At 68.9% G+C, this 20,251-nt stretch carries 20 protein-coding genes; 2 read left to right on the forward strand and 18 right to left on the reverse strand.

Features of this window, described 5'->3' with window-relative positions; genetic code table 11:
- Positions 1–73: 73 nt before the first annotated feature.
- Positions 74–370, reverse strand: coding sequence for a hypothetical protein (locus ACFYR3_RS41270; RefSeq protein WP_389287309.1), 297 nt, complete (start codon positions 368–370; stop codon positions 74–76).
- Positions 371–386: 16 nt separating this feature from the next.
- The gene (mobF, locus tag ACFYR3_RS41275) at positions 387–5,216 is read right to left on the reverse strand and encodes a MobF family relaxase (protein ID WP_389287311.1); all 4,830 of its coding nucleotides are present in this window, start codon (positions 5,214–5,216) and stop codon (positions 387–389) included.
- A gap of 351 nt (positions 5,217–5,567) precedes the next feature.
- Here mobF and ACFYR3_RS41280 point away from each other — a divergent pair, with 351 nt between their 5' ends.
- Together ACFYR3_RS41280 and ACFYR3_RS41285 are read left to right on the forward strand one after the other, a co-directional pair.
- A complete protein-coding gene (locus ACFYR3_RS41280) occupies positions 5,568–6,080 on the forward strand; it encodes a hypothetical protein (protein WP_389287313.1) in 513 nt (170 codons plus the stop codon).
- An 11-nt stretch (positions 6,081–6,091) separates the two neighbouring features.
- Entirely contained in the window at positions 6,092–6,472 is a 381-nt protein-coding gene (locus tag ACFYR3_RS41285; protein WP_389287315.1) for a hypothetical protein, read from the forward strand.
- A gap of 122 nt (positions 6,473–6,594) precedes the next feature.
- On the opposite strand, the gene ACFYR3_RS41290 is transcribed toward ACFYR3_RS41285, so the two are convergent.
- The 16 genes from ACFYR3_RS41290 to ACFYR3_RS41365 form a co-directional block, all read right to left on the reverse strand.
- A complete protein-coding gene (locus ACFYR3_RS41290; RefSeq protein ID WP_389287317.1) occupies positions 6,595–6,921 on the reverse strand; it encodes a hypothetical protein in 327 nt (108 codons plus the stop codon).
- A gap of 123 nt (positions 6,922–7,044) precedes the next feature.
- Positions 7,045–7,560, reverse strand: coding sequence for a hypothetical protein (locus ACFYR3_RS41295; protein ID WP_389287319.1), 516 nt, complete (start codon positions 7,558–7,560; stop codon positions 7,045–7,047).
- 74 nt (positions 7,561–7,634) lie between these two features.
- Positions 7,635–8,723 (reverse strand): hypothetical protein, encoded by a 1,089-nt coding sequence (locus ACFYR3_RS41300; protein ID WP_389287321.1) that lies wholly within the window; start codon positions 8,721–8,723, stop codon positions 7,635–7,637.
- 93 nt (positions 8,724–8,816) lie between these two features.
- On the reverse strand, positions 8,817–9,245 hold the full coding sequence (locus ACFYR3_RS41305) for a hypothetical protein (RefSeq protein WP_389287323.1): 429 nt from the start codon (positions 9,243–9,245) through the stop codon (positions 8,817–8,819).
- Between the two features lie 103 nt (positions 9,246–9,348).
- Positions 9,349–9,966 (reverse strand): hypothetical protein, encoded by a 618-nt coding sequence (locus tag ACFYR3_RS41310; RefSeq protein ID WP_389287325.1) that lies wholly within the window; start codon positions 9,964–9,966, stop codon positions 9,349–9,351.
- 227 nt (positions 9,967–10,193) lie between these two features.
- Positions 10,194–10,463, reverse strand: coding sequence for a hypothetical protein (locus ACFYR3_RS41315; protein ID WP_389287327.1), 270 nt, complete (start codon positions 10,461–10,463; stop codon positions 10,194–10,196).
- Between the two features lie 401 nt (positions 10,464–10,864).
- The gene (locus tag ACFYR3_RS41320; RefSeq protein WP_389287329.1) at positions 10,865–11,755 is read right to left on the reverse strand and encodes a hypothetical protein; all 891 of its coding nucleotides are present in this window, start codon (positions 11,753–11,755) and stop codon (positions 10,865–10,867) included.
- 115 nt (positions 11,756–11,870) lie between these two features.
- Positions 11,871–12,302 (reverse strand): hypothetical protein, encoded by a 432-nt coding sequence (locus ACFYR3_RS41325; RefSeq protein WP_389287331.1) that lies wholly within the window; start codon positions 12,300–12,302, stop codon positions 11,871–11,873.
- A 430-nt stretch (positions 12,303–12,732) separates the two neighbouring features.
- On the reverse strand, positions 12,733–13,488 hold the full coding sequence (locus ACFYR3_RS41330) for a hypothetical protein (RefSeq protein ID WP_389287333.1): 756 nt from the start codon (positions 13,486–13,488) through the stop codon (positions 12,733–12,735).
- 116 nt (positions 13,489–13,604) lie between these two features.
- The gene (locus ACFYR3_RS41335) at positions 13,605–14,552 is read right to left on the reverse strand and encodes a hypothetical protein (protein WP_389287335.1); all 948 of its coding nucleotides are present in this window, start codon (positions 14,550–14,552) and stop codon (positions 13,605–13,607) included.
- An 83-nt stretch (positions 14,553–14,635) separates the two neighbouring features.
- Positions 14,636–14,971, reverse strand: a complete 336-nt coding sequence (locus ACFYR3_RS41340; RefSeq protein ID WP_389287337.1) for a hypothetical protein — start codon at positions 14,969–14,971, stop codon at positions 14,636–14,638.
- Between the two features lie 295 nt (positions 14,972–15,266).
- A complete protein-coding gene (locus tag ACFYR3_RS41345; protein WP_389287339.1) occupies positions 15,267–16,127 on the reverse strand; it encodes a phosphoadenosine phosphosulfate reductase family protein in 861 nt (286 codons plus the stop codon).
- A 116-nt stretch (positions 16,128–16,243) separates the two neighbouring features.
- Positions 16,244–16,843, reverse strand: a complete 600-nt coding sequence (locus tag ACFYR3_RS41350; protein ID WP_389287341.1) for a hypothetical protein — start codon at positions 16,841–16,843, stop codon at positions 16,244–16,246.
- Between the two features lie 102 nt (positions 16,844–16,945).
- Positions 16,946–18,370 (reverse strand): DNA cytosine methyltransferase, encoded by a 1,425-nt coding sequence (locus tag ACFYR3_RS41355; protein ID WP_389287343.1) that lies wholly within the window; start codon positions 18,368–18,370, stop codon positions 16,946–16,948.
- 85 nt (positions 18,371–18,455) lie between these two features.
- A complete protein-coding gene (locus ACFYR3_RS41360; RefSeq protein ID WP_389287345.1) occupies positions 18,456–18,800 on the reverse strand; it encodes a hypothetical protein in 345 nt (114 codons plus the stop codon).
- Positions 18,801–18,883: 83 nt separating this feature from the next.
- Positions 18,884–19,714, reverse strand: a complete 831-nt coding sequence (locus tag ACFYR3_RS41365) for a hypothetical protein (protein WP_389287347.1) — start codon at positions 19,712–19,714, stop codon at positions 18,884–18,886.
- Between the last annotated feature and the right edge of the window lie 537 nt (positions 19,715–20,251).

The following is a 20,251-nucleotide window of genomic DNA, read 5'->3' on the forward strand; positions in this document are numbered from 1 at the left end:
AGGGGTTCGGTACCGCCCCGGGAGCAGTGCGGCCATACACAGCGTGCGAAAGACTTCGAGCCCAGACCCTCTGCTATTGCCTCGTGTCGGCGACCAACTCGCCAGCCATGAAGGCTCGTACGGCGTCTTCGAGGATGGCCGTGTACCGCTTGAGTTCGTGGTTCTCCTGGACCAGCGGGTTGTCGCGGTCCGGGTGAGTTGTGAACGCGTCGTCCATATCCCGCAGTCGGGACTCAAGTTCGGACAGATCCGGTGCGCGACCTGAGGCCACGGCCAGTCGTGCGGCTCGCCGGGCGGCGAACTGCGTGAGCAGTTCCCGCTGTTCGTCGGTGAGCCCTTCGCCTGTGGTGTTCACGCTCTGCTCGTCCATGTTGTCTTCTCCTCGTTTACATTCCCGATTTTCGGCGCGGTCCCGGGTTGGGGCCGTTACGTCGGTGATGGTTCTGTTCGTCCTGTGCACTGTCGGCCCGCCGCCCGCGTGCGACATCGTCCGAGGGCATGGCCGATGCGACAGGGGCCAAGCCGCGCCGGTCTCGTTCGGCGTCGCGGTGGGCGCGGACTTCCCCCAGGCGCTGCTGGACGCGGGCCCGCTGGAAGAGCGTCATGGCCTCGTGCAACTCGGCCCACCGCTCGCGCTCTTCGACCTCATCAGGAGTCTCTCCCAAAGGCTCGTTGGAGTCGATCTGGTTCAGCATCCGATAGGCGGCGAGTGCTGCGACGAGCAGTTGCCACTGCTCCTGCTGAGTGGGGTCCTCCGAGTCCGGCGAAGGAATCTGCTCGACCCACTCCTCAGCGGGCTCCTGTCCTTCCAGCGCCCGGCGCAAGGCGAGTTCGGCAAATGCTGCGGCGGCGGCCGATACTGCCTCCCTGTCCTCAGGTTCGGAAACGTGGGCGTCGAGCAGCCGGTACTGGAAGTTCTCAGCCGTGCGGGCGGCGATCCGCATCCCGCCGGACGGCTCGTCGGGCCGATGCCGCGCGGCGGCGGACGCGCGGGCGCGGCGGCCGACCTCGGCGATGCGCTGCTGGAAGATCGACCAGGCATGGGCGTCGCGGGGATCAGCCGGCTGCTCACCAATACCGGGAACGTCGTCGGCGAGAGCGTGCCGGATGCGCCACACGTCGGCCACCGCCGCCGTGCGCTCCCACTGTTCGCGAAGGTCGGTTCCCGCGGCGGGGACCGGGCCGAGGACCCGGGCCCAGGAGGGCGGGGACTCGGCCAAGGCAAATCCCATCTGCTCCAGCCGTTCGGAGAGCACGAAGCGCCGCTCGACCAGGTGTTGACGCCAGCTCTCCGGAGTGTCCATGTCCCGTACGGCGGCCGAGGGAGCGATCCAGTCGGGCAGGTGACCGCTGTTGTCCAGGACCGGTGCCGGACCGTGCGGGAGCTCGTCGCGCAGCCTCTGTTCGGCTCGGATCTTGGCGGCAATGAGCTGGGCGCGCTTGAGTCGTTCCCGGGCCGTGTCCTGGCGCTGGAGGTTGGCAGTACGCTCGGCGCGGGTGGCTGCCACGGGCTGGTGGGCGGCGCGGCCAACGCCACGACCAGGTTCGCGCTGCCAGTCCTCGCGCATCCGTTCGCGCGCGGGCATCGCCCTGCGCAGCTGCTGCTCGCGCCGCAGCAGAGCGTGTTCTACAGCAGCGGAGCGTTCGGTTTCGTGGTCCCCTTCGTGTTCCGCGCGGCGGATGCGGGCCCGCACCTGGGCGATGGCCGCGGCGAGTTGGGCCCCGGTGAGGTGTCCGTGTGCCCGGTCGGGCCAGGCGGGACACGGAAGTCCGTTTGCCACGACCGGCCGCGGCTGGCTGTCGACAGCGGCGTCCGCACGCAGCAGTTCCTCCAGGGCGGTCCGCCGGTGCTGCTCGGCGAGTTCCAGAAGGCGCCCCAGCTGTTCCGTGCTGAGCGTCTTCAGCGGGCGGCTGCGACCCGGTTCGGCCTCCCGGCGGGCGGCACGTTCGGCTGCCTGCCCTCCAGCTTCTACGCGGTAGTCGATGCGCCAGGCCAGCACGGCAGCCGGGTCTTCGGCGTCCGTGAAGTCCCTCTCGTCGAAGGCGACCCGGATGAGTCGGCCGAGGTCCCATCCTTCGGCTTCGGCGGCGCGCAGCGAGCGCTCGGCGACCTCCCAGGCGTCCGCGGCGATGAACATCTCAGCCTCAGGCCCGAGGACCCGGCGGGTGAGGTTCTGCAGGCGCTGGCTGGTGGTGCGGGCGTAGACGTCGGTGTATTCGGCGACGAGCTGGGCGATGCTGTAGGCGCGTTCCTGTTCGGACTGGATCATCTCGTGAGCGGAGATGGAGGCCTGGCTGCTGTGGGCCACGGTGTCCAGCACGTCGCGCATGTTCTGGGCGTCGTCGGTGACGACGTACATGTGGTTGGAATTGCGGCCCCGGGTCGCCTCGACGTACGCAGCCTCCCGCGAGGTGCGCGCGGTGATGAGGCCGTGGGCGACGTCCACGGTGATGCCCTGGGCGCGGTGTGTGGTGTATGCGTACCCGAGTTCAGCGTGCCTGCACAGGTAGCCGCGGGCTAGGACGATCCGTCCGCCGTGGCCGGTGTGTCGGGCGTGGACGTTGCCGCGCCGGTCGATCCGCTCGATCAGCCACTGATCGCCGTTCTTCACGTAGTCGCGGCCCCCGAGCAAGGCGAGTTTGCGCTGGTTCTTGCGGGTCACGATGACATCGCCGACCGCGGCTTGGAGCTCGTCGCGCAACCGGGCGGTCCGGCTCAGGTCGAGTCGGCCGGAGGCGAGTTGGAAGGCCTGGGCCCGCAGGTTGAGTTCGCGGACCATCTCGGCGTCGTCGGCCATCATGAGCGCTTTCAGACCGGCCTCGACGTCGCGTTGCCACCCGGCGAAGACAGCGCCGAGCATCTCCTCGCGGGCGCCGCCCACGACCCGACCCTGGTCCAGGTACCAGCTCCAGGCATCAGCCGGGTCACCGTCGCGCAGGACAAGGGTTGCCTCTCCCTCGCCCTCGGTCTGGAAGCGGTGGAGTTCTTCCAATTCCACCACGCCGACATCGCGGGCGAGTTGGCGCAGCAGGCCTCCCGACTCGATCGAACCGAGCTGCGCGGGATCTCCGATGAGCCGGACCAGGGCGCCGGCGGACTCGGCCTCGGCCACCACGCGGGCGAGATTCCGCGTACCCGCCATGCCCGCCTCGTCCACCACGATGACGTCGCCCGGACGCAGCGCGTATTCCTCCGAGACGGTCTTCCGGCGCTTGCTACTGCGCCGTTTCAACACGCGGTGGACGATGCTGCCTTCGGTCAGCTGGTCGCGCTGGGCGAGCCAGCCGTGCAGCGTGTACGCCGTGGTGTCGAGATCGCCTTCGATGACCTTCGCCGCTCGCGAGGAGGGGGCAAGAGGTATGAGTCGTCCGCCCCCGGCGGCCACTGCGTCGCGGACGAGCTGGAGTGCGGTGGTCTTGCCTGCGCCGGCGGGGCCGATGCCGCCGACGACGAGGCGGTCTGAGCAGGCGAACGCCTTCGCGAGCCGACGCTGTCCGGCATCGAGCGCATGGCCCTGGAAGTGGTCGGCGGCCTCCGTGAACCGGTCCCCGGTGAGCGCGGGGACCACCACGGTGCGCGCCGCGTTCAAGACCCGGTCCTCTGCGGCCAGGACCTCACGCGAGGTGTACAGGAGGGACTCGTGGCGCCGGTAGATGCTCGTGCCGTCGGCCCGCAAGAGTGGGGCGAACGGCCGGTGCAGGTCGGGCGGTGTGATGCTCAGCGAATTGTGGTCCAGCACGCGTTCGGTGATGCGTTCGGCGAGTCCGTCGGCAGCCGAGCTGCGGCCCCGGGTGAGTCGTACGACGTGGCGTCGCGCCTCGGCCAGCACATGCCGCTCGCCCCACACGGCTCGCGCATCGGACACCACGGCAAGGACGTCCTCAGCGGCCTGCACCACATCGATCTCGGCAGGATCGCTACCGCCGTCACCGGGTGCGGACGTGTGCGCCTGCGCCGTGCGCAGCAGCGCGTCGACCCGTTCCCGGCCGACGGCGGCGATGGCCTGCCTGCGCCATGCCGCCCGCAACTGGGCCAGGGACCGCCCGTTCTTCTTGGCCGGCCTGGTCTCCAGCGTGGCCTGCTGGATGAGCGCCATCCGGGCCGCTGTCCCCGGTTCCTTGCCGTGCTGCTGACGGTAAGCCTGCAGCAGTTCCTCCAGCCGCCTGCCGATGTCCTTCGTGCGCTTCGAATGCGGCTGCAGCACCCCGCGGTCGAAGCCCTTGATCCCCATGACCGGCCGCTTGCCCGGGGTGACCTCACGCTCCTCGGCCTCCAGCCCGAGCCGCGCGCACACCTTCTCGACAACGACCTGGTTGTAGAACTCGGAGGCGGCAACTCCCATCGCGTACAGCAGCTTCCCGTCGATCGAGCGCCACTTGCCGTCGGCCCCGCGGACCTTGTTCGCCACGACCAGGTGATGGTGGAGAAGGGGTTCGCCGAGCCGGTTGTCGTAGTGCTTGAAGAGGGTGGCGACCAGTCCGCCCCGCACGTCTTCCTGGGCAACGCCGTTGATGCCCGTCCGGGTGGCGAGCGCGTGCTTCTCGATCCAGCCGATCGTCTCAAGGACCGCTTCGTCGTCGCACTCCATCGTGATCCGGCAGACGTCCTCGTCGCCCGCGCCGAACAGGCCCTTGCCGATCTCCTCCGGAGGACGCAGGACCAAGTCGTATCCGGCAACTGCCTGCTGCTTCGAGGCGGTGTTGGCGCTGATGTAGCGGGCGAGTTCCTCGGCATCCTTGGGAGAGCGGCCGAAGTCCGCCCGGAAGGCGATGGCGCCGGCCTTGGCACGTACCTTCTTGCGCTCATCGGCGGTGGCCGCCTCTCCCTTGCGGGCTTCGAGGGCCTCAATCTCGTCCTGGATCTTCGCTGCGAGAGGGCCGGCGGTTTGGTCGTACCGGTAGAAGCGGCGCCCCAGCCGTGCGCGTCGGGTGGCCTCGGCGGGTGAGAGCCCCTCGTCCACGGCCGCCTTGATGATCTCGTCCGCGTTCGGGTGCAGCCCCTCTCCGTACAGGGCTTCCATCTGCGCCTCGGTCACCGTGCCGAAGACGCCGAGTTCCGTGATTCCACCGCCCACCCATACGCCCGGGGGATTTCCCTCCGCCGTGTAGTAATCGCCCAGGTCACGGTCTGCGGAACGGCGTACATCTCCGGTGACGGTCTCGTGCGTGTAATAGCGATAGCCATCCCCAGCTGAGAGCTTGTGGATGGTCATCATGCACTCAGATTACCTTGTGTCATTGTGAATGCAAGAGCTTTGACCGTGAAGAAGGGGGGTGCAGGGAGGGGGAGTTGGTGAGCGAGGAACGAGCCGAGCCAACGAGCCGACCTGCACCTTCCTTCTTCACGGACCGCGAAGCGCCCCCGGTTTTCCGCAGGTCCGCTCTCCTGAGCGGACCTGCGGAAAACCCGCAGTTCGCGTTATCCACAGGCAAGATCAAGTGATTCTGAATGCCTCTGAATGCCTCTGGATGCGTCATTGAGACAAGGCCACCAATTCCCCATGTGGCGAGCGTGTATTCATCGGCCACAATGACCCAGAACCCACCGTTCAGGGGAGGCGAGTTGGATGGCTCAACGGAGACCGCGGAAATCGGCGCGGGAGGTCGACGCACGCGAGCGAGTGCGCGCACGCCGGGCCGAGCACTGGGAGCGAGAGCGGCGGCTGGAGGACCTGGCCACCGACTACGAACTGACAGCGCAGGAGATCGAGGACGTCACCACGGAGGCGGAGGAGAAGATCGCCGCCTACGCCGCCCGGCTACGCGGCCAGGCCAGGACCGCGAAGGAGAAGCTGCGGGACCGACAAGCCCAGAGCGTCGGCCAGATGCTCAAGCTCGACGGCGTCCGTTCCGTCGCCGACCGGCTCGGCGAGTCCGTGGAAGCAGTCCGCAAGCTCGCCGCCGCCGAGTCCAGCAGCACGCAGGAAGACCCTGCACCGGGCCACCGCCCCGCAGCGGCCACGGCGACCGCACACGAGACGCCGACCGACCAGCCTGTTACCGCCGCGGACACGCGGGCGGACACGCCGCGTAGGCCGACGCCGTCCGAGCCGGCAGAGGAAAGCACGGCCTCGATGTGAGAGGGGAAGGGATGACACCCAACAGGACGGTCGAACGGCCGATCGAGGACCTCAACCCCGAGTGGATCGGCCTCATGATGGAGGTGGAGGACGAAGGGGGAACGACGATCGGCTTCCGGCTCGGCCGCTATGAGAAGACGATGGTCGATGGCAAACCCATGTGGCGCCTCTTCAGCGACCAACCCGCCTGGAGCGTCACCTTGTACGCAGGGACCAAGCTCCGCTGTGTACCCCCGGCCCGCACCCCCGGGAGCCAGACCGGCCCCTACCCGCAGCAGCTGGTACCGGCCGCCCACCCCGCACCGCAGGTACCCCAGTACCCCGCCGCGGCGCCCCCCGGGCCCACTATCCGGAACCCGCAGTCCTGGGTGACTCCGCCAGCACACCCTTAGGGGCGACAGCACAGGCAGCGAACACAAAAGGCCGCGGCCCCCGTACCGGCCAAGCGGATGTCGGTACGGGGGTCGCGGCTTCGCTGCTCACGATTGGCTGTGCCTGGCGCACAGTGTGGCGGTCACGAGGGCGAGGGTCCTTCCTGATGGGGCGCGGGTGAGTCGGCGGGAGGCAGTCGGCGGCCCGGGACCCGGGCAGCGGGCTGGCTCGTCGGCTGGTGCGCGATGATGTGGTGCCGGGCCAGGGCGTCACGCAACTGATCGACGGAGACGGCGAGTTCGCTGGCCACGGGCGCCAGTTCGGCATCCGTGAAGCGGGGCCGCCGTGCGGCGTTCGCCTCGCGGTCGTTGCGCAGGCGAACCCTGCCCTGTTCAGCAAGCACGAGCAGGCGGCGGTGCACGCTGGCGTGATGCACGCCGTACTTGCGGCCGAGAGCGGGCGTGGACATGCGCAGCACCGTGTAGTCGTGGATCAGTGCGTCGTCGTCCCAGTCGATAGGTGTGCGGCTAATGCTCTGCTCCTTGAGGAGAGTCGCGGCCCGGGGTGCGCGCCCCCGGGCCGGCTGTCGGCTTCAGCGCTGGCCCATGGCCCCTCGGGGGGCGCGCGGCACGCGGGCCACGGCCGGGGCGGCCGGGGCGGCGGGCTCGTGCGCCTGCTGCTCTTCTTGGCGCGAGTCGCGGTGTACGGGAGGATCGAAGCGCCGGAGGATGCGGGCGATGGCGGCGGCGGCCGTACGGTCTTGGGAGTGCAGGTCGCGCTCCCAGAACTCCCACGGCGTGCCGCGCTTCTTCTCGAAGTCGCCCATGTATCCGAGGTCTCCCCATTCGGCGCCGTCGGGGAAGCTCCGCAGGCAGGTCCAGCCGTAGCCGTTCAGCGTCTTCGGGTCGATCTCGGTCACGACGATGTGGCCCCACGGGGAGTGGTAGACGACGCACGGCGACGCCTCAGGCTTGCGGCGAGGGTCGCAGGGTGCGAGGGAGCGCAGCACACGCGCGCCCGGGTAGAAGCTGTGGCCGCGCAGCGCGCGCTGTGTCTCGAACAGCGGCATGTCGGAGAGCGGATGGAAACGGGGGATGCGCAGTCCCATGGGGTTCCTCTCGTTCTTTGGGTTTCGGTTCTCGGGCGGGACGAGGGCGGCCCCCGGGGGCCGCACGGCTGCGGTCAGGCGAGGGACAGACCGGCCGCTGTGAGGGCGCCAGCCGCACCCGACGCGTCGTTACCGCACGCCCTGCCGACGATGTGGTGCCGGTCGGTCTCGTCCCACACGTACCAGCGGTCTGCGCCGAGCTGCGGGGTCCACACCAGAACCAGAACCCGGGTCGGGGTGGTGGCGCGCCACCCCCAGCGCCCCATCTGCTTGAACTCCAGCCCGGCGACGGCCGGGATCTCCGGCACGGGCCCGAACCGGCGCTCTATCAGGGCCAGGTGCTCATGGGTGGGGACGATCGCCACGCGGGCGAGGGGGGTAGCGGCGTGTCCGTCGGGCAGCATCGGCGCCCACGCTGCCCACTGTTCGGCCTCGCTTTCGCGCACGGGGTACGCCGTCCACTGCTCGCCCGGCGCGTAGTTGAACCCGTCCTTCATCAGGTGCCATCCGGCGGCCCGCAGTAGCCCCGCTGTCATCGCGCCAGCCGTGAGCGACCCCAGATAGATCCCGTCCGGGTTGTTCTCCCGACCGGCCGCGCCGCGTTCGGTCAGCGGCTCGCGGTCGACCTCGTTGCCGTGTGCGTCGTACAGGCACAGCGACGCACCGCCCCCGGCGAGCGGGTATGCCAGCCGGATTTCCGCCGTGACCGGCCGCTCGTTCTCCTCGCTCTTGCGGGTGCGCTCCAACTGCTCGGCCTCGGCTGACCTCGCCTGGTACTGGTCTCCGGGCTCTTGGGTGGCGATCCGGTGCGCCGCTGTACGGCCGCCCCGCGCGTTGTCCGCCGCACGCTCCCGCTCGCTGGCAACAGCGCTCACCGCGAGAGCTACCGCGCCCTTGCGGCTGGTGCTGCGGCTGCCGCGCTGCCGCCGTTCGCCGCCGACTTCGCGCACCATCCAGAACAGCATCCCGTGTTCGGACACCTGGAACGCCGCATGGGTGCGCTGGGGGAACCGTCGCCCGTTGAGCGTCTCGCCGGGGAGCGTGAACAGCCATCCGTCAACGCCGTACTCGGTGCCCTCCGGCCGCTCGCCGTTGGTGGGGGTGTAGCGGGTGTAGGACGGCCGAACGGTCTCCCGAACGATGCTGGGGGCCGTGGTGGTCATGGCTGGGGGTTCCCTCTCAGTCGGGGGCTTGCCCGGTCGGTCTCCGGGCGGGTGGTTGAGCCGGGGCGCGGATGCCGCGCCCCGGCTGGGAGGTCAGAGCCAGGAACGGACGACGCTCGGGCGCTCGCCGTAGCACTCCGCGACGACCTGGCGGAAGTCGGCTTCCGGGTTGTCGAGGAGAGTGAGCGCGGCGTTCACGACGAAGTTGTCGAGGTCGTCGGGGATCGCGCGCCCGTTGTGCTCGGCGGCGAGGTCGACGCCGTTGCTCACGACCTGCGAGATCTCGTCACGGGTGAACCGTGGGGTGTCGTCGTCGGCGGGCGGCTCGTCCGGGGTGGCCTTGCCGTGCTCGCTCTTCACCTCGGCCCACGCAGCGCCCGGCTTTTCCAGGAGGGTCATGGCGGCTGTCCGGGCCCACGTGAATCGGGCGGCGGAGCTGGAGAGATGGGCTTCGTCGGCGGCCATGGTCAGGCCGTTGGTGAGGGCGTCGCGGATCTGGGCGCGCGTGTACAGGAGGGGCATGGCGGGTGGTGTCCTTCGCTTCGGGACGGTGGACCGGGTGCTCTCCGGGCGGCGACCGCGCCCCGACCGGTTTCGTGGCCGGGGCGCGGTCGCGCGGGGTGGGTCAGTCGCCCTTGCAGAGTTCGCGGATGGTGTCGGCGACGCGGGCGGCTATGTCGCCGAGACGGTCGCTGGACCACACGTCGACGACGTCGGTGCGGTGTGCCTCGGGGAGGGTCTCGACGTACAGGACTCCGCTGTCGGAAACGGCGAGGGTGTAGCCGCCGTTCTCGCCGTCTGCCTGGAGGTAGCAGCGCACGCCCCACGAACCGGAGTCTGCGAACCACTCGTCGCCGAGGAGATCGGCGGCGGCGCGGCCGATGTCGGAGACGGCGAACGGGTATTCGGTGCCGGGCTCGGGGTGGTAGTGGCCCGCGTCGTCGCGCGAGAGAGAGACGGCGTACGCCTTCTCGTACGCCACGATGGCGTCCAGCGCGACACGGCTTGCGATCCGGCGGTACTTGCGGCGACGGCCGACCTGGGCGAAGCACACGGCGGCGATGGCCTCGTGCACCTGCTTGGCGGTCTCGGCCCAGACCGCGACGTGGTTACGGGCCGCCGCGTACTCCCGCATCACGGTCAGGCGCATGGCGAGCAGAGGGGCCACGCGTACGGGGAAGGCGGTGTATCCGCCGTGTGCGGCGCGCGCCTCGGGGGCGTGCGGGGCGATGGTGATACGCATGATTGAGTCCTTTCGAAGCAGGCCGGTTGCTCCCCGGCCGGAAGCTGCGGGGCGCGTGGAGGGCGCCCTGAAGAGCGGAAAAGGGGGGATGGGTGCCGGGCGCGGCGTTCCGGCCGGCTCGTGCGTCCGACGACGTTCACGAGCGAGCTCGTGCGTGGGCGCAGCCGCGCATCCCGGCGATTCGCTGGATCCCGACTCGCTGCTGGCAAGCTGGAGCCGGGCGGCACTCAGTCCATGCTCAGCGGCTTGTACGGCTCGTTGCGCTCCCAGTCCTCCGTGACGTCACGGCCGTCGCGCATGACGTTGATCGTGTAGCCGTACGGGTGGATCACACCCGACTCGCGGGCCGTCTCCTCGCCGTGCTTCTCGACGTCACGCTTGACGGCGGAGGTCAGCGCCTCGTAGGCGTCGTGGTAGTCGTCGAACGGCTCGATGTCGCCGGTCTCGCACACCATCCAGAACTCGGTCTGCTCGGTGTCTTCGGTGTCCTCGGCCAAGGTGATCTCCTCGGTGAGCGTGGGTTCCGGGGGCTTTGCCCTGCCCCCTCTCGATATAGGTAAATCTATCTTTCTTGGGTGGGGTGGTCAACGTGATATCCGGGCCCAACAGGGGGCAGTCTCTGCGGATTTCGTCCGGGACGTAGTGCCGTTGGGTTGTGCGGAAGCTCGTGTTGCCGCACACGGCTACGGCGCCGAGCCGCCCCCGGTCCGGTGCCGGTGGATGCCCCCCTCCCCATCCCGGCAAAGAAAAAGCGGGGCCCGAACGGGAGGGGTGCAAGGACGCGGCGAAGCCCGTCCTTGCACCCCTCCCGCCGAGGGCCCCACACTCGATCGCCGGGATGCGAAGGTGAGAATGCCGACCGCGGCCCGTCCGATCGGAGACGCGGTAGTCGGCGTGGTCACTCGGAAGGGGCGAGAAGCTCGGCGATGGCCGTTTCGTTGTAGTAGGGCGTACCGGCTACCGTGATAGCTGGGGCGGGGGCGCCTTTGCGCTTGAGGAGAGTCTTTACCCGTTCTCGGCGCTGGCCGGGCGTGAGTGAGGTGGACGTTGCGGGCAGACGCTCGGCCATCTGGCTGCGGGAGATCAGACCGCGTCCCGGAAGGACAGCTTCGGCCGCCTGCCTCAGATATCGGGCCGCGACATCGGTGCTCACGTCGAATTCCTCGGCCACCATCTGAGTGGTGAGGTCTTCGCCCTTGTCGATCGCCGTCTTCAGGCGCCTGGTCACCTCCTTGCGGCGAGTGTCCTTCGTACCTGACTCAGCTGCGATTTCGGCGGGCCGAGGGCCGGTGTATCCCGGGCGGGTGGTGTCGTACCAGAGGAACCAGTTCGAGACCTCGGCGGCGTCGCACATGTGGTCGAAGTCGTCGCGGGGCGGAAACGGACGCTCGGGGTGGTCCTGGTACTCGGCGGCGAGGACCCGTACGGCGGTCGGCGTCACACCGCGCAGCCTTGCCATATCAACCCACCGCCACCGCTCGCCAGGCGCGTAGGTCATGCGCTGGGGTTCGGCGGAGAGCCGGGGGCCCGTCCGCACTTCCGGCGCCTCCTTGCTGAGGCCGAAGAGTTGCTTGCGTACCCACTCGGCGCCCTCCTCGAAGGGGAAGAGCTGGGCCCGCCGTGCGCCGGTCCGGGCTTTGGACACGAAGCCCGGGTCGGCGTCCAGCCAGTTGCGGACCGTCTTCTCGGCGACGCCGGCGAGGTGCGCGAAGTCCTTGCGGGTGAGCTCCTGGGCGTCGGGCCGGAGCTGCGCGAGCCGCTGCTCGAACTGTTCTCTGGTCGTGGTCATCGTGCTCATCCTGTCTGATGCAAGGCTCTACACTGTTGGGTACCTCAGATGGTGCCGCGCTGTCGTTGGGCGCTTCGCTGGCTGTGGGTTCCAGGGGCCGGCGGCTTTGCCCAAGTCAGCACACTTCGGTGGTGCTGGTACGGACTTCGTCCGTGTCGTCGGCCCCGCTCTCGTCTCCGGAAGCCTCGGCGGTTGCCTGGCGCGAGGCAAACCAGTCGGCGACCGCCTTCGCGCACGCGGCGCCGTGGGCCATGAGGTCCCCTCCGGGTTCTGCCTCGTAGACCCGCTCGATGTCGCAGTAGTCCGAGCCGTCGTAGCCCTCGTATGCCATGGCGCACAGGCCGCCCGTGTACTGGGCAACGGGGCCGCTGACATAGCGGGGGGTGCAGAGAATGACGTGCTCGCTGTGCAGGGCCTTGTCCTGGGGAAGATGCGGGGGGTGGGCGATGACGAAGTCCTCTCCGAGTTCCAGGAAACCGGGGACTTCAAGGACGGCCAGGGCGTGCAGCAGCACGGCGGCGACGGGAGTGGCGGCAGGGTTGTTCATGGGAGACGTGCCTTTCGACGGGGGGATTGCGTTGCCGGGGCGTTGTGGAGAGGAAGAAGGCGGCCAAGCCGTCCAGCTTGAGCAGCCGGGGCCGGTCAGCGGGGCCCGGCGTCTACAGGGCTGAGGACGCCGACGCTGATTGCGAGGGCCTCCACGTCGGCATCTGTGGGAGGGACTGCCGTGGCTGTGCGCCGGGGCCGCGCGGCGACCAGGCGCAACCTGGCTGGCGTGACCAGGCGCAGGGCCTGGCGTGCCGCCCGCTCGAAGTCCGCGCCGGGGTCGGCTGGCGTGCTCGCGGTGGTGGACATGGGCTCCGCTCGTGGGCCGTTCCTGGTGGGCGGACCGGCTTGGTCCGCCCACCAGGAACGGCGTGGGTTCCGGGTCCGCCGCTCGGCTTGCCCTGCCGGACGGTGGACGAGAGGGGTTCGGTTCAGTTCGGGAAGGAATCGGTCCGGGTGCTTCCGGGCTTCTCCGGGCGCGGCGGGAGGAGGGCGCGGCGTCGCTCGGCGTAGGCGATGACCTCTGCGGTGAGCAGGACCGTACGGTCGACCGGGTTCTCCTGGACCTGCCACATGCCGCTGCCTTCGTCGCCGTGCGGCCGGAAGTCAACGATGAGCTTCAGGTCCGCCAGGGTGGCCAGGGCGATGTGCGCCTGCTGCTCGGCGCGTGGGAGCTGTTCGAACTTCAGCTGGTTCAGGTCGGCGACGAAGAACCGCAGTCCGTTCTTGAAGAGGTCCTCGGAGCTGAGGTTCAGCCGCTCGGCGCACAGCAGCAGATCGGCCAGAAAGCGGGCGATGACCTCGGCTACGTCGGACGGAGCCAGGGCCGCGAGTTCCGCTTCGTCGACGAACCTGCCGAAGTCGAAGGGCTCGAATTCCCCGCGCAGGTCCCAGACGCGGTGCTGCAAAAAGTCGAAGTTGTTGAGGTTGCGGCGGGTCCAGTAGTGCAGGACGTCGCCGAACAGCGTGGTGATGGCGGTCTCCGCCACGCTGCGGAAGGCGGGGCTGGTGCGGAGTTCCTCCCACCCGGCCGTCCACCAGTCTCGGCCGCAGGCCAGGACGGCGCGCATGCCGCGGACGGCGGGGTCCTGGTTGAAGACGGCGCCGACACACGAGGTGTCGAGGTATTCCCACACGGCAGCTTCGCCGCGGTCGGTGCGGGTCTTGATACGGGACGGGGTGTCCATGCTCGGTTGCCTTTCGAATGCGGCCGGACGGTAGTTCGCCGGCTGGACGAAGTGACGGGCCGAGTCCGGGACGCGGGCGGTCGTGCGTGTCCGCGGCCCGGACTTCAAGGGCTGAGTCAGATCCCGGGGAGGTGCGCGTGCGCGTTGTCGCGGATCCATGAAGCGGCGAACTTCGCGCAGTCGGCGGACTCCTCGGCGATGCCTTGGGGCACGTGGGAACCGCTGTACAGCGTGTCGATCTCGTCGCCGTCAGCGTTGTGTAGCGTGATCGCCCACGGCTCATCGTGGTCCTCGATCGGCCGCGTCGCGTGCTCGAAGGACTGGACGAACAGGCGCGGGCCCGTGTGGACGTCCTCACCGGTGGCGGCGATGTCGAGCGGGATCACGCGGTACGTGATGCCGCACTCCCACATCGGATAGGACGGCAGGCCGTACGCGCTGAGGGCGGCGTGCAGCACGTCGCCCTCGGTCGGCGCGGGCTCGTCGACGGGGCGCAGCTCGATGTAGCTGCCGGGCAGGGCCACGGTGTACGTGCACGATGCATCGAGGAGGGTCCGCGCGTACGGAACCTTCTGCCACTGACTGAGGACGAATTCGACGCGGTCGGCCGACAGAGAAGAGGGGCGCTCGGTCTCGTCACCGTCGTGTGAACTGGTGTATGCCGCCGTGTAGTTGACGGCGTGCGCGACCGGATTGGCCGGAGCGATCACGGTTCCTCGTTCGGGCACGGGGTGCACCTCGCGGTGTGCCGCGCCGAGGGTCAGCCGGTGGGCGGCGGCAACAACTTCATAGGCGGCCGTGAGGGCAGTCTCTTCCCGGAGGGAGTGCTCGCGGACCATCCGCTGCTCCTCCGCGGCTTCGATCCGCTCACCGCTGAAGTCGGCAGGAAGGAGCCGCTGTTCGTCGCGGAACTGGACGAGACGGCCGTCCGTCCGGCTGATCTGTCGCTTGTGCCTCGCTGCTGCCCTCTGGCGGAACTCCAGCACGGCCAGGGTCAGATCCAGCTGATGCCGCGCGGCCGTGAGCCGCTCGCGGGCTGCGGTGCGCATGGCGTGTGTCTGCATGGGGTGGTCCTTCGCGTTGGTGGGTTCGGCTCCGGTGCGCGGCTTTGCCCTGCCGCGCACCGGAGAGATCGGAGGACGGGGCGTCAGTCGAGGTCTTCGGCCAGGGAGTTGAGCGCGGTCCGCAGGGAGAGCCGAAGGCCCTCGATCCCGGCTGCCTCCCACACGTAGGCGAGGAGGCTGGCGCAGATCTCCCCGGCCAGTTCGGGGGCGTAGGAGGCGTTGAACGTCTCCCAGCCATCGGGCGCCGTGGCCCAGCCCTCCGCGATGACGTGGCCCTCGCGGTCGATCTTCGTGCCGTCCTCGCCGACCCAGCGGAGGGCGTAGGCCAGGTGAGCGTGCCCCAGCTCCGCCGCCGTCGACTTGATGTGGGTGGAGTAATCGGTGGGCGCCTCGATGTCGAGAGGTCCGGTGAAGTCCATATGCAACTGCCTTTCACGGTTGTGGGTTTGGTGCCGGAGCGCGGTTTGCCCTTCCGTGCTCCGGCCGGGAATCGAGACGGTCGACTCGGGCGGCTCGATGAAGATGAGAGGCCGCACCCGGAGACGTTGACCCCGTCTCGACATAGGTAAAACTATCTTTCTCGCGAGTTGGGGTCAACGGTGTTTCGGCTCTCTGGGACCCCGAACTGCAGGGTTCTTTGAGGATTTCCGGGCATCCGTCCGGGCGGGGTTGAGGCAGGCGGTGATCTGCGGCTGGGGTGGATCCCTTGGCCAGTCAGCTCCGGGCGAGTTCGATGATCTGCTTGAGGGTGAGGTTCTTCTTGAACGGCTTGCCCATACGCTCCTCGGCTCCGGCCCACTCCGCGAAGATCTCCGGGTTGATCCGCGCGGACGCGATCAGGTCCGCTCGCTTGGCCAGTGGGCAGGCACGGCAGCTGAGTCGTCCCACGTGCTCGTAGGCGGGATGCCACGGAATACCGTGATCGCGGTGGGCCTTCCAGACTTCGTCCGTCCTGAGGTGGTGGACCGGAAGCCACGTCGTGACCTCACGCAGCGTCTTCGCGGTCATGCGGTGCTGCTCGATGACCGGCTTCTTGGCGCGGGCCCGGGATTCCTCCGCCCGCATGCCCATCGCGTACCCTGCCCGGATAGGGCGGCCGAGCCGCAGCTCGGCGGCGACCTCGTCGACGTAGTCGCGGCCGACGGCGGTCTTCGTATCCGACGTGCAGAATCGCGCAAAATAGCCCGGCCAATTGCCGTGGTCCATGATCCGGTCCCACAGGGACGGCCACCGCCGACTGCGGCGGACGACGAACGGCACGCCGTACAGGGCGGCATGGCGGCGGGCAACGTCGAGCGCGCCCGGCCACTCGATCAGGTGCCCATTCGGGGTACGGCCGAGGTCACAGTGCAAGATCCGAACCTTGTGCAGCTGGCCCGCCTGATCAGCCTGCGTGCACACCTCGTGCACGAGGACACCCGAGTCCTTCCCGCCGCTGTCGCCGACGATCACGACATCGTTGCGGTCCCAGTCGAACTCGGCGGCTGGCGCGAGCCGGGGCGGCGGGGCGAAGAGTTCGAGCTGGGCGCCGCACGCGCTGCCGCACGGCGGAACGGTACTGAGGTTCTTCGGCATTGCTTTCTCCCAGGTTGGGTGTTCGGTGGGGCTGCCCGGATCCCGGGCAGCAAGGTCGGTCAGCCCGGCTGCCCTGGCCGCCGCCGGGGTGGCGCCCGCCAGGACAGCCGGCTGGATCAACGCGGCGAGATCTCGCCCACGTACGCGGTGATGACCGCGTGAGCCGCCGACTCGCTGAGGCGGAGGATCTCCAGGTGGCACACGGCCGTCATATCGGGGCCGGACAGCTCCAGGTGAGTGATCGCCTCCACCTGCCAGCGTCCGGACAACTCCGAGGAGTAGGTCGGCGTGTCGGACGACTCCTCGTCGTAGCCGGGCATCGGGCGACTGTCGACCACGCCGAGCAGACCGGTGGTCTGCTCGTCCAGCCACCGAGCGGCGTCGCCTTCGTAGTCCTTCGGGTCGTGGAAGGCGGCCAACTCGCTGTCAGGGGCGCTGCTTACGGCGGCGAGAACGGTGGGCACCAGGGTGAGCGGCAGGAGCTTGAAGCGCACGCTGTGCCCGTTGCGGTAATAGGTGTTGAACCACCTGACGGAGGTGGCTCCGTGGGCGAACGTCACGTCCACCCACGGCGACTCGGTCGGGCGGGAACGGGTCACATGAGGGCGGATGCCCCGGGTGAGCAGGAGCCGGACCGCCTCTCGGGCGGTGCGGGTGTGTTGGACGGTACGGGCGACGCGTTCGCGGGCCTCGTGCTGGGGGTCTGGGAAGACCATGCGGCGCTCCTTCGGCTTGTGGGCGCCGGGCCCGGTTTGCCCTCCGGGCCCGGCTGAAGGGGAGAGTGCCGTGGGGCCGCCGCCGGGGCGGCCCCACGGGAGTTACAGAACGGCGGCCACGCGCTCGCCGAGCCACTGCGCGACGTTGCAGCTCACCGCGTTTCCGGCCTGGACCGTCTTTGCGGCGTTGCTGGTGCCCGTGACGATGTAGCTGGACGGGAAACGCTGGGCGTTCATCTGCTCGCGCCACTTGAGCATTCGGAAGTGGCAGTCCTCGATCCGTGCCGCCTGCCGCAGGAGACCGGCCGAGTCGTGCGTGGAGAGGGTGTGTAGCGGCTCGGACGTCGGTTTGGCCTTCGCGCCCTTCCGGTACGGGATGACCAGCCCGTGGTGATTGCCGCCCGCCGTGACCACGGACAGCGGCCGGTCGACCCGGCGAGCCTTGCCGTGGTTGCGGAGCTCGACGACGAACGGCGGAGCCGCCAGATCCGGGGACGAAGTGGCGTACGGGAAGACCCCGGGCGGAACGAGCAGCCCTTCCCCGATCTTCGCGCACCGGGACGGCAGCGGGGCCGTGTCCGGCCGGAACGCGCGGCCGTCGTGGCCGCTGTGGTTCAGGGTCACCACCGAGGGGTCCTCGGGGAACATCTCCAGCCCCGCCTCAATGCGAGCAATGGTGTTCTCGGCCAGTGGCTCAAGCCCGTGCTCGTGACGGTCGGCGATGCGTATGCCTCCGTCCTCCCAGTTGATGATGGAGGACGCGGGCTGGACGTACGGCTCCACGAGCCCGTGGCCGCAGGGGCACGTGTAGTCGTACTGCACGCCGTACTTGCCGACTCCGCTCCTCCGGGGCTTTTGGCCCTTGCGGGGCTTACGGGGCTTGCGCCAGGTCTGCACCGCGTGCACGTCCTGGTCGCAGACTTCGCAGAACGCAAGCGGCGTCGGCTTCACGTCCGGCAGGCGCATCCCGGTCCGGGTGAAGACGATGTACAGCCGGTCGCGCCACTGCGGAGCGGGGAGATTGAACGCGTCCCCGATGTGGGCCGAGGAGACACAGACGATCTGGTATTCGTAGCCCAGCTGTGCCATTCCGGACAGCCACCAGTCGAACAATTCCCAGTCGGTTGCGAACTCGATGACGTTCTCGACCAATACGGCCTTGTAGCGGTGGATGGTCACGGCGCGGATGACTTCGAAAGCAGTGGCCCGGGTCCGCTGGAACGCCTTGTCCGGAAGGGCCTTCCATTCCTCGTCGTCTACTTGCCCCTTGGTCCGGGGGCGGCCCCCGGCGGGACTTATCTCCGTACAGATGGGACTAGCCCAAAGGATGTCGGACCTCGGGAGGCGCCTCATGTCGTAGTACTCCAGCTCGGCGCACAGATGCTCGGCGTCGGGATGGTTGGCGGTGTGCGTATCTACCGCGACTTGCCAATGATTGGCGGCGAGTTTGAGTTCGAGGCCTGCATTGACCAGGCCCGTGCTGGAGCCGCCCGCGCCCGCGTACATGTCGGTGAATGTGTAGCTCAAATGCTCTTCCTGCGTGTGTGGGTTCCGGGCGCGTCAGGACCGGTTTGCCCTCCGGTCCTGACGCGGTGGAAAGGCTGCGGCGCAGTTACTCGCTGCGGGTCTGGCAGCTGAACCAGACCGCGGTGTCGATGACGTTCTCGACCGTGATCACCTCGAAATTGCGGGTCTCCGCTTCGCGGATCAAGTCCCAGGTGGAAGAGGTACTGAGTTCGACTGCCAGAAGGCGGGCGATACGGGAGCGGGGGTCCTCGGCCTGCGGGGAGGGCCGTTGGCCTGCGGTGCTCAAGGTCGGCGGACAGGGCGGGGATGCCCACAGCAGCGGCGTCGTCTGAATGTGGTCGGGAAGCCTCGCTGGTTCGGGGTCGCTGGTGTAGTGGCCGGAGAGCGCCAGGGGCCAGTGGTTGTGAGCCCGGGGAATGCGGGTGGTCATGTGTCCGTCTGTGGTTGTGGGTTCGTGCGTGCCGGGCCCGGTTTGCCCTCCGGGCCCGGCACGCTGGGGATGTGCGTCGGCTGTTAGCCGCCGTAGGTCTCGATGAACTGCCGCTCCACGGAGAGGAGGCGGCAGAGGCGGGTCACGATTTCGGCCGGGACGGCGATGGTGGCGCCGTTGTAGCCGTCGGCGTCGAAGATGGTCATCAGGGCGCCGCCGGGGGTCGTGTGGTCAAGGCGTCGCAGGTCGGACAGGTCGGAGATGAGGCCGTAGAGCTTGTCCGGCCCGTCCTCCGGCTCGTCAGGCACCGAGGCCCCGAGCGGATGATGGCCGCCGTAGCGGGTGGCAGTGGCCTGCAAGTAGCGCTGGGTGGTGCTGACCATCTTGTGGAGCTCGGGGCCGTGATAGATGACGCCGATGTGCTCGTTCACGCCCTCGTGCTGCACGTGCCAGTTCGCGACCTGGTCGACTCGGCTGGGCAGCCCCTCGTCGCCCCCGATGGTCAGGTACGTGGAGTCCGGTAGCGCAACGTGGAGGAGGTGGCCGACCCCTTGGACGGGGACGATGTTGGCGATCACGTTGTGCTCGCGCAGCGTGGCGAGGACGGGCGCGTATTGCGGGCCGATCTCGTCGGCCGAGTACGCCATGCCGATCGCCCATTGCACGAGCGGCTTCGGGTCGCTGGTCCAGGACAGTTCACCGCGCGCGATCTTCTGGCCCTCCGGCGACCGGCGCAGCCAGAACAGGGTCAGAGGCGAGGAGGGCTTGGAAGGCGCAGGCCACACTGCGACCTCGTCCCCGGAGCTGGGGAGGGTGAACAGCACCGACTTGCCGAAGTTGTGGTTCGCCTCAAGCGTCGCCCCCTCTCGGATGGCGATGGCGAGATCGGTCATGGAAATCGGGGTGTCAGTCACGTAGGTGACTCCATTCAGAGGTGTGGGTTCCCGGGGGCTTTGCCCTGCCCCCTGCGGAATTCAGGCTCTTGATTTCACGTCAATGTTCTGCGGATTCAAATTAAGCACTCTATGGAGTTTTAAAGGATCAGTTACCGCGTTGGTCTATTCGTTGCTGACGTTCCCGGCGGGCGGTTTTTCTTTTTCTATCCCCACCCCCCTTCGACATAGGTAAATCTACGTTCTCTTGAGGGGTTGGTCAACCTTGTAATTCGGATTCCAGAAGGGTAATTAGAAGAAACCCCTGCGTCGCTGCAAGAGATGTTTCCGCGTGTACGGTCTGCGGTCGGCTGCCGGGCGGTACCCGCCACGGTGCGGTGCCGTGGAGTGGCCCCCTCCCCTTCCCGGCGAAAAGAAAAAAGGGGCCCGAACGGGAGGGGTGGGGGGGCGCGGCGCCCCCCCCCCCCGGGCCCCCCCCCCCCCCGGGCCCCCCCGCCCCCCCCCCCGCCCGACGGGGGGGGGGGGGGGCCCGGGCCCGCGGACCCCCCCCGGGGGGCA

Source organism: Streptomyces sp. NPDC005784 (assembly GCF_042871525.1).
In the GTDB taxonomy this organism is placed as follows: Bacteria; Actinomycetota; Actinomycetes; order Streptomycetales; family Streptomycetaceae; genus Streptomyces.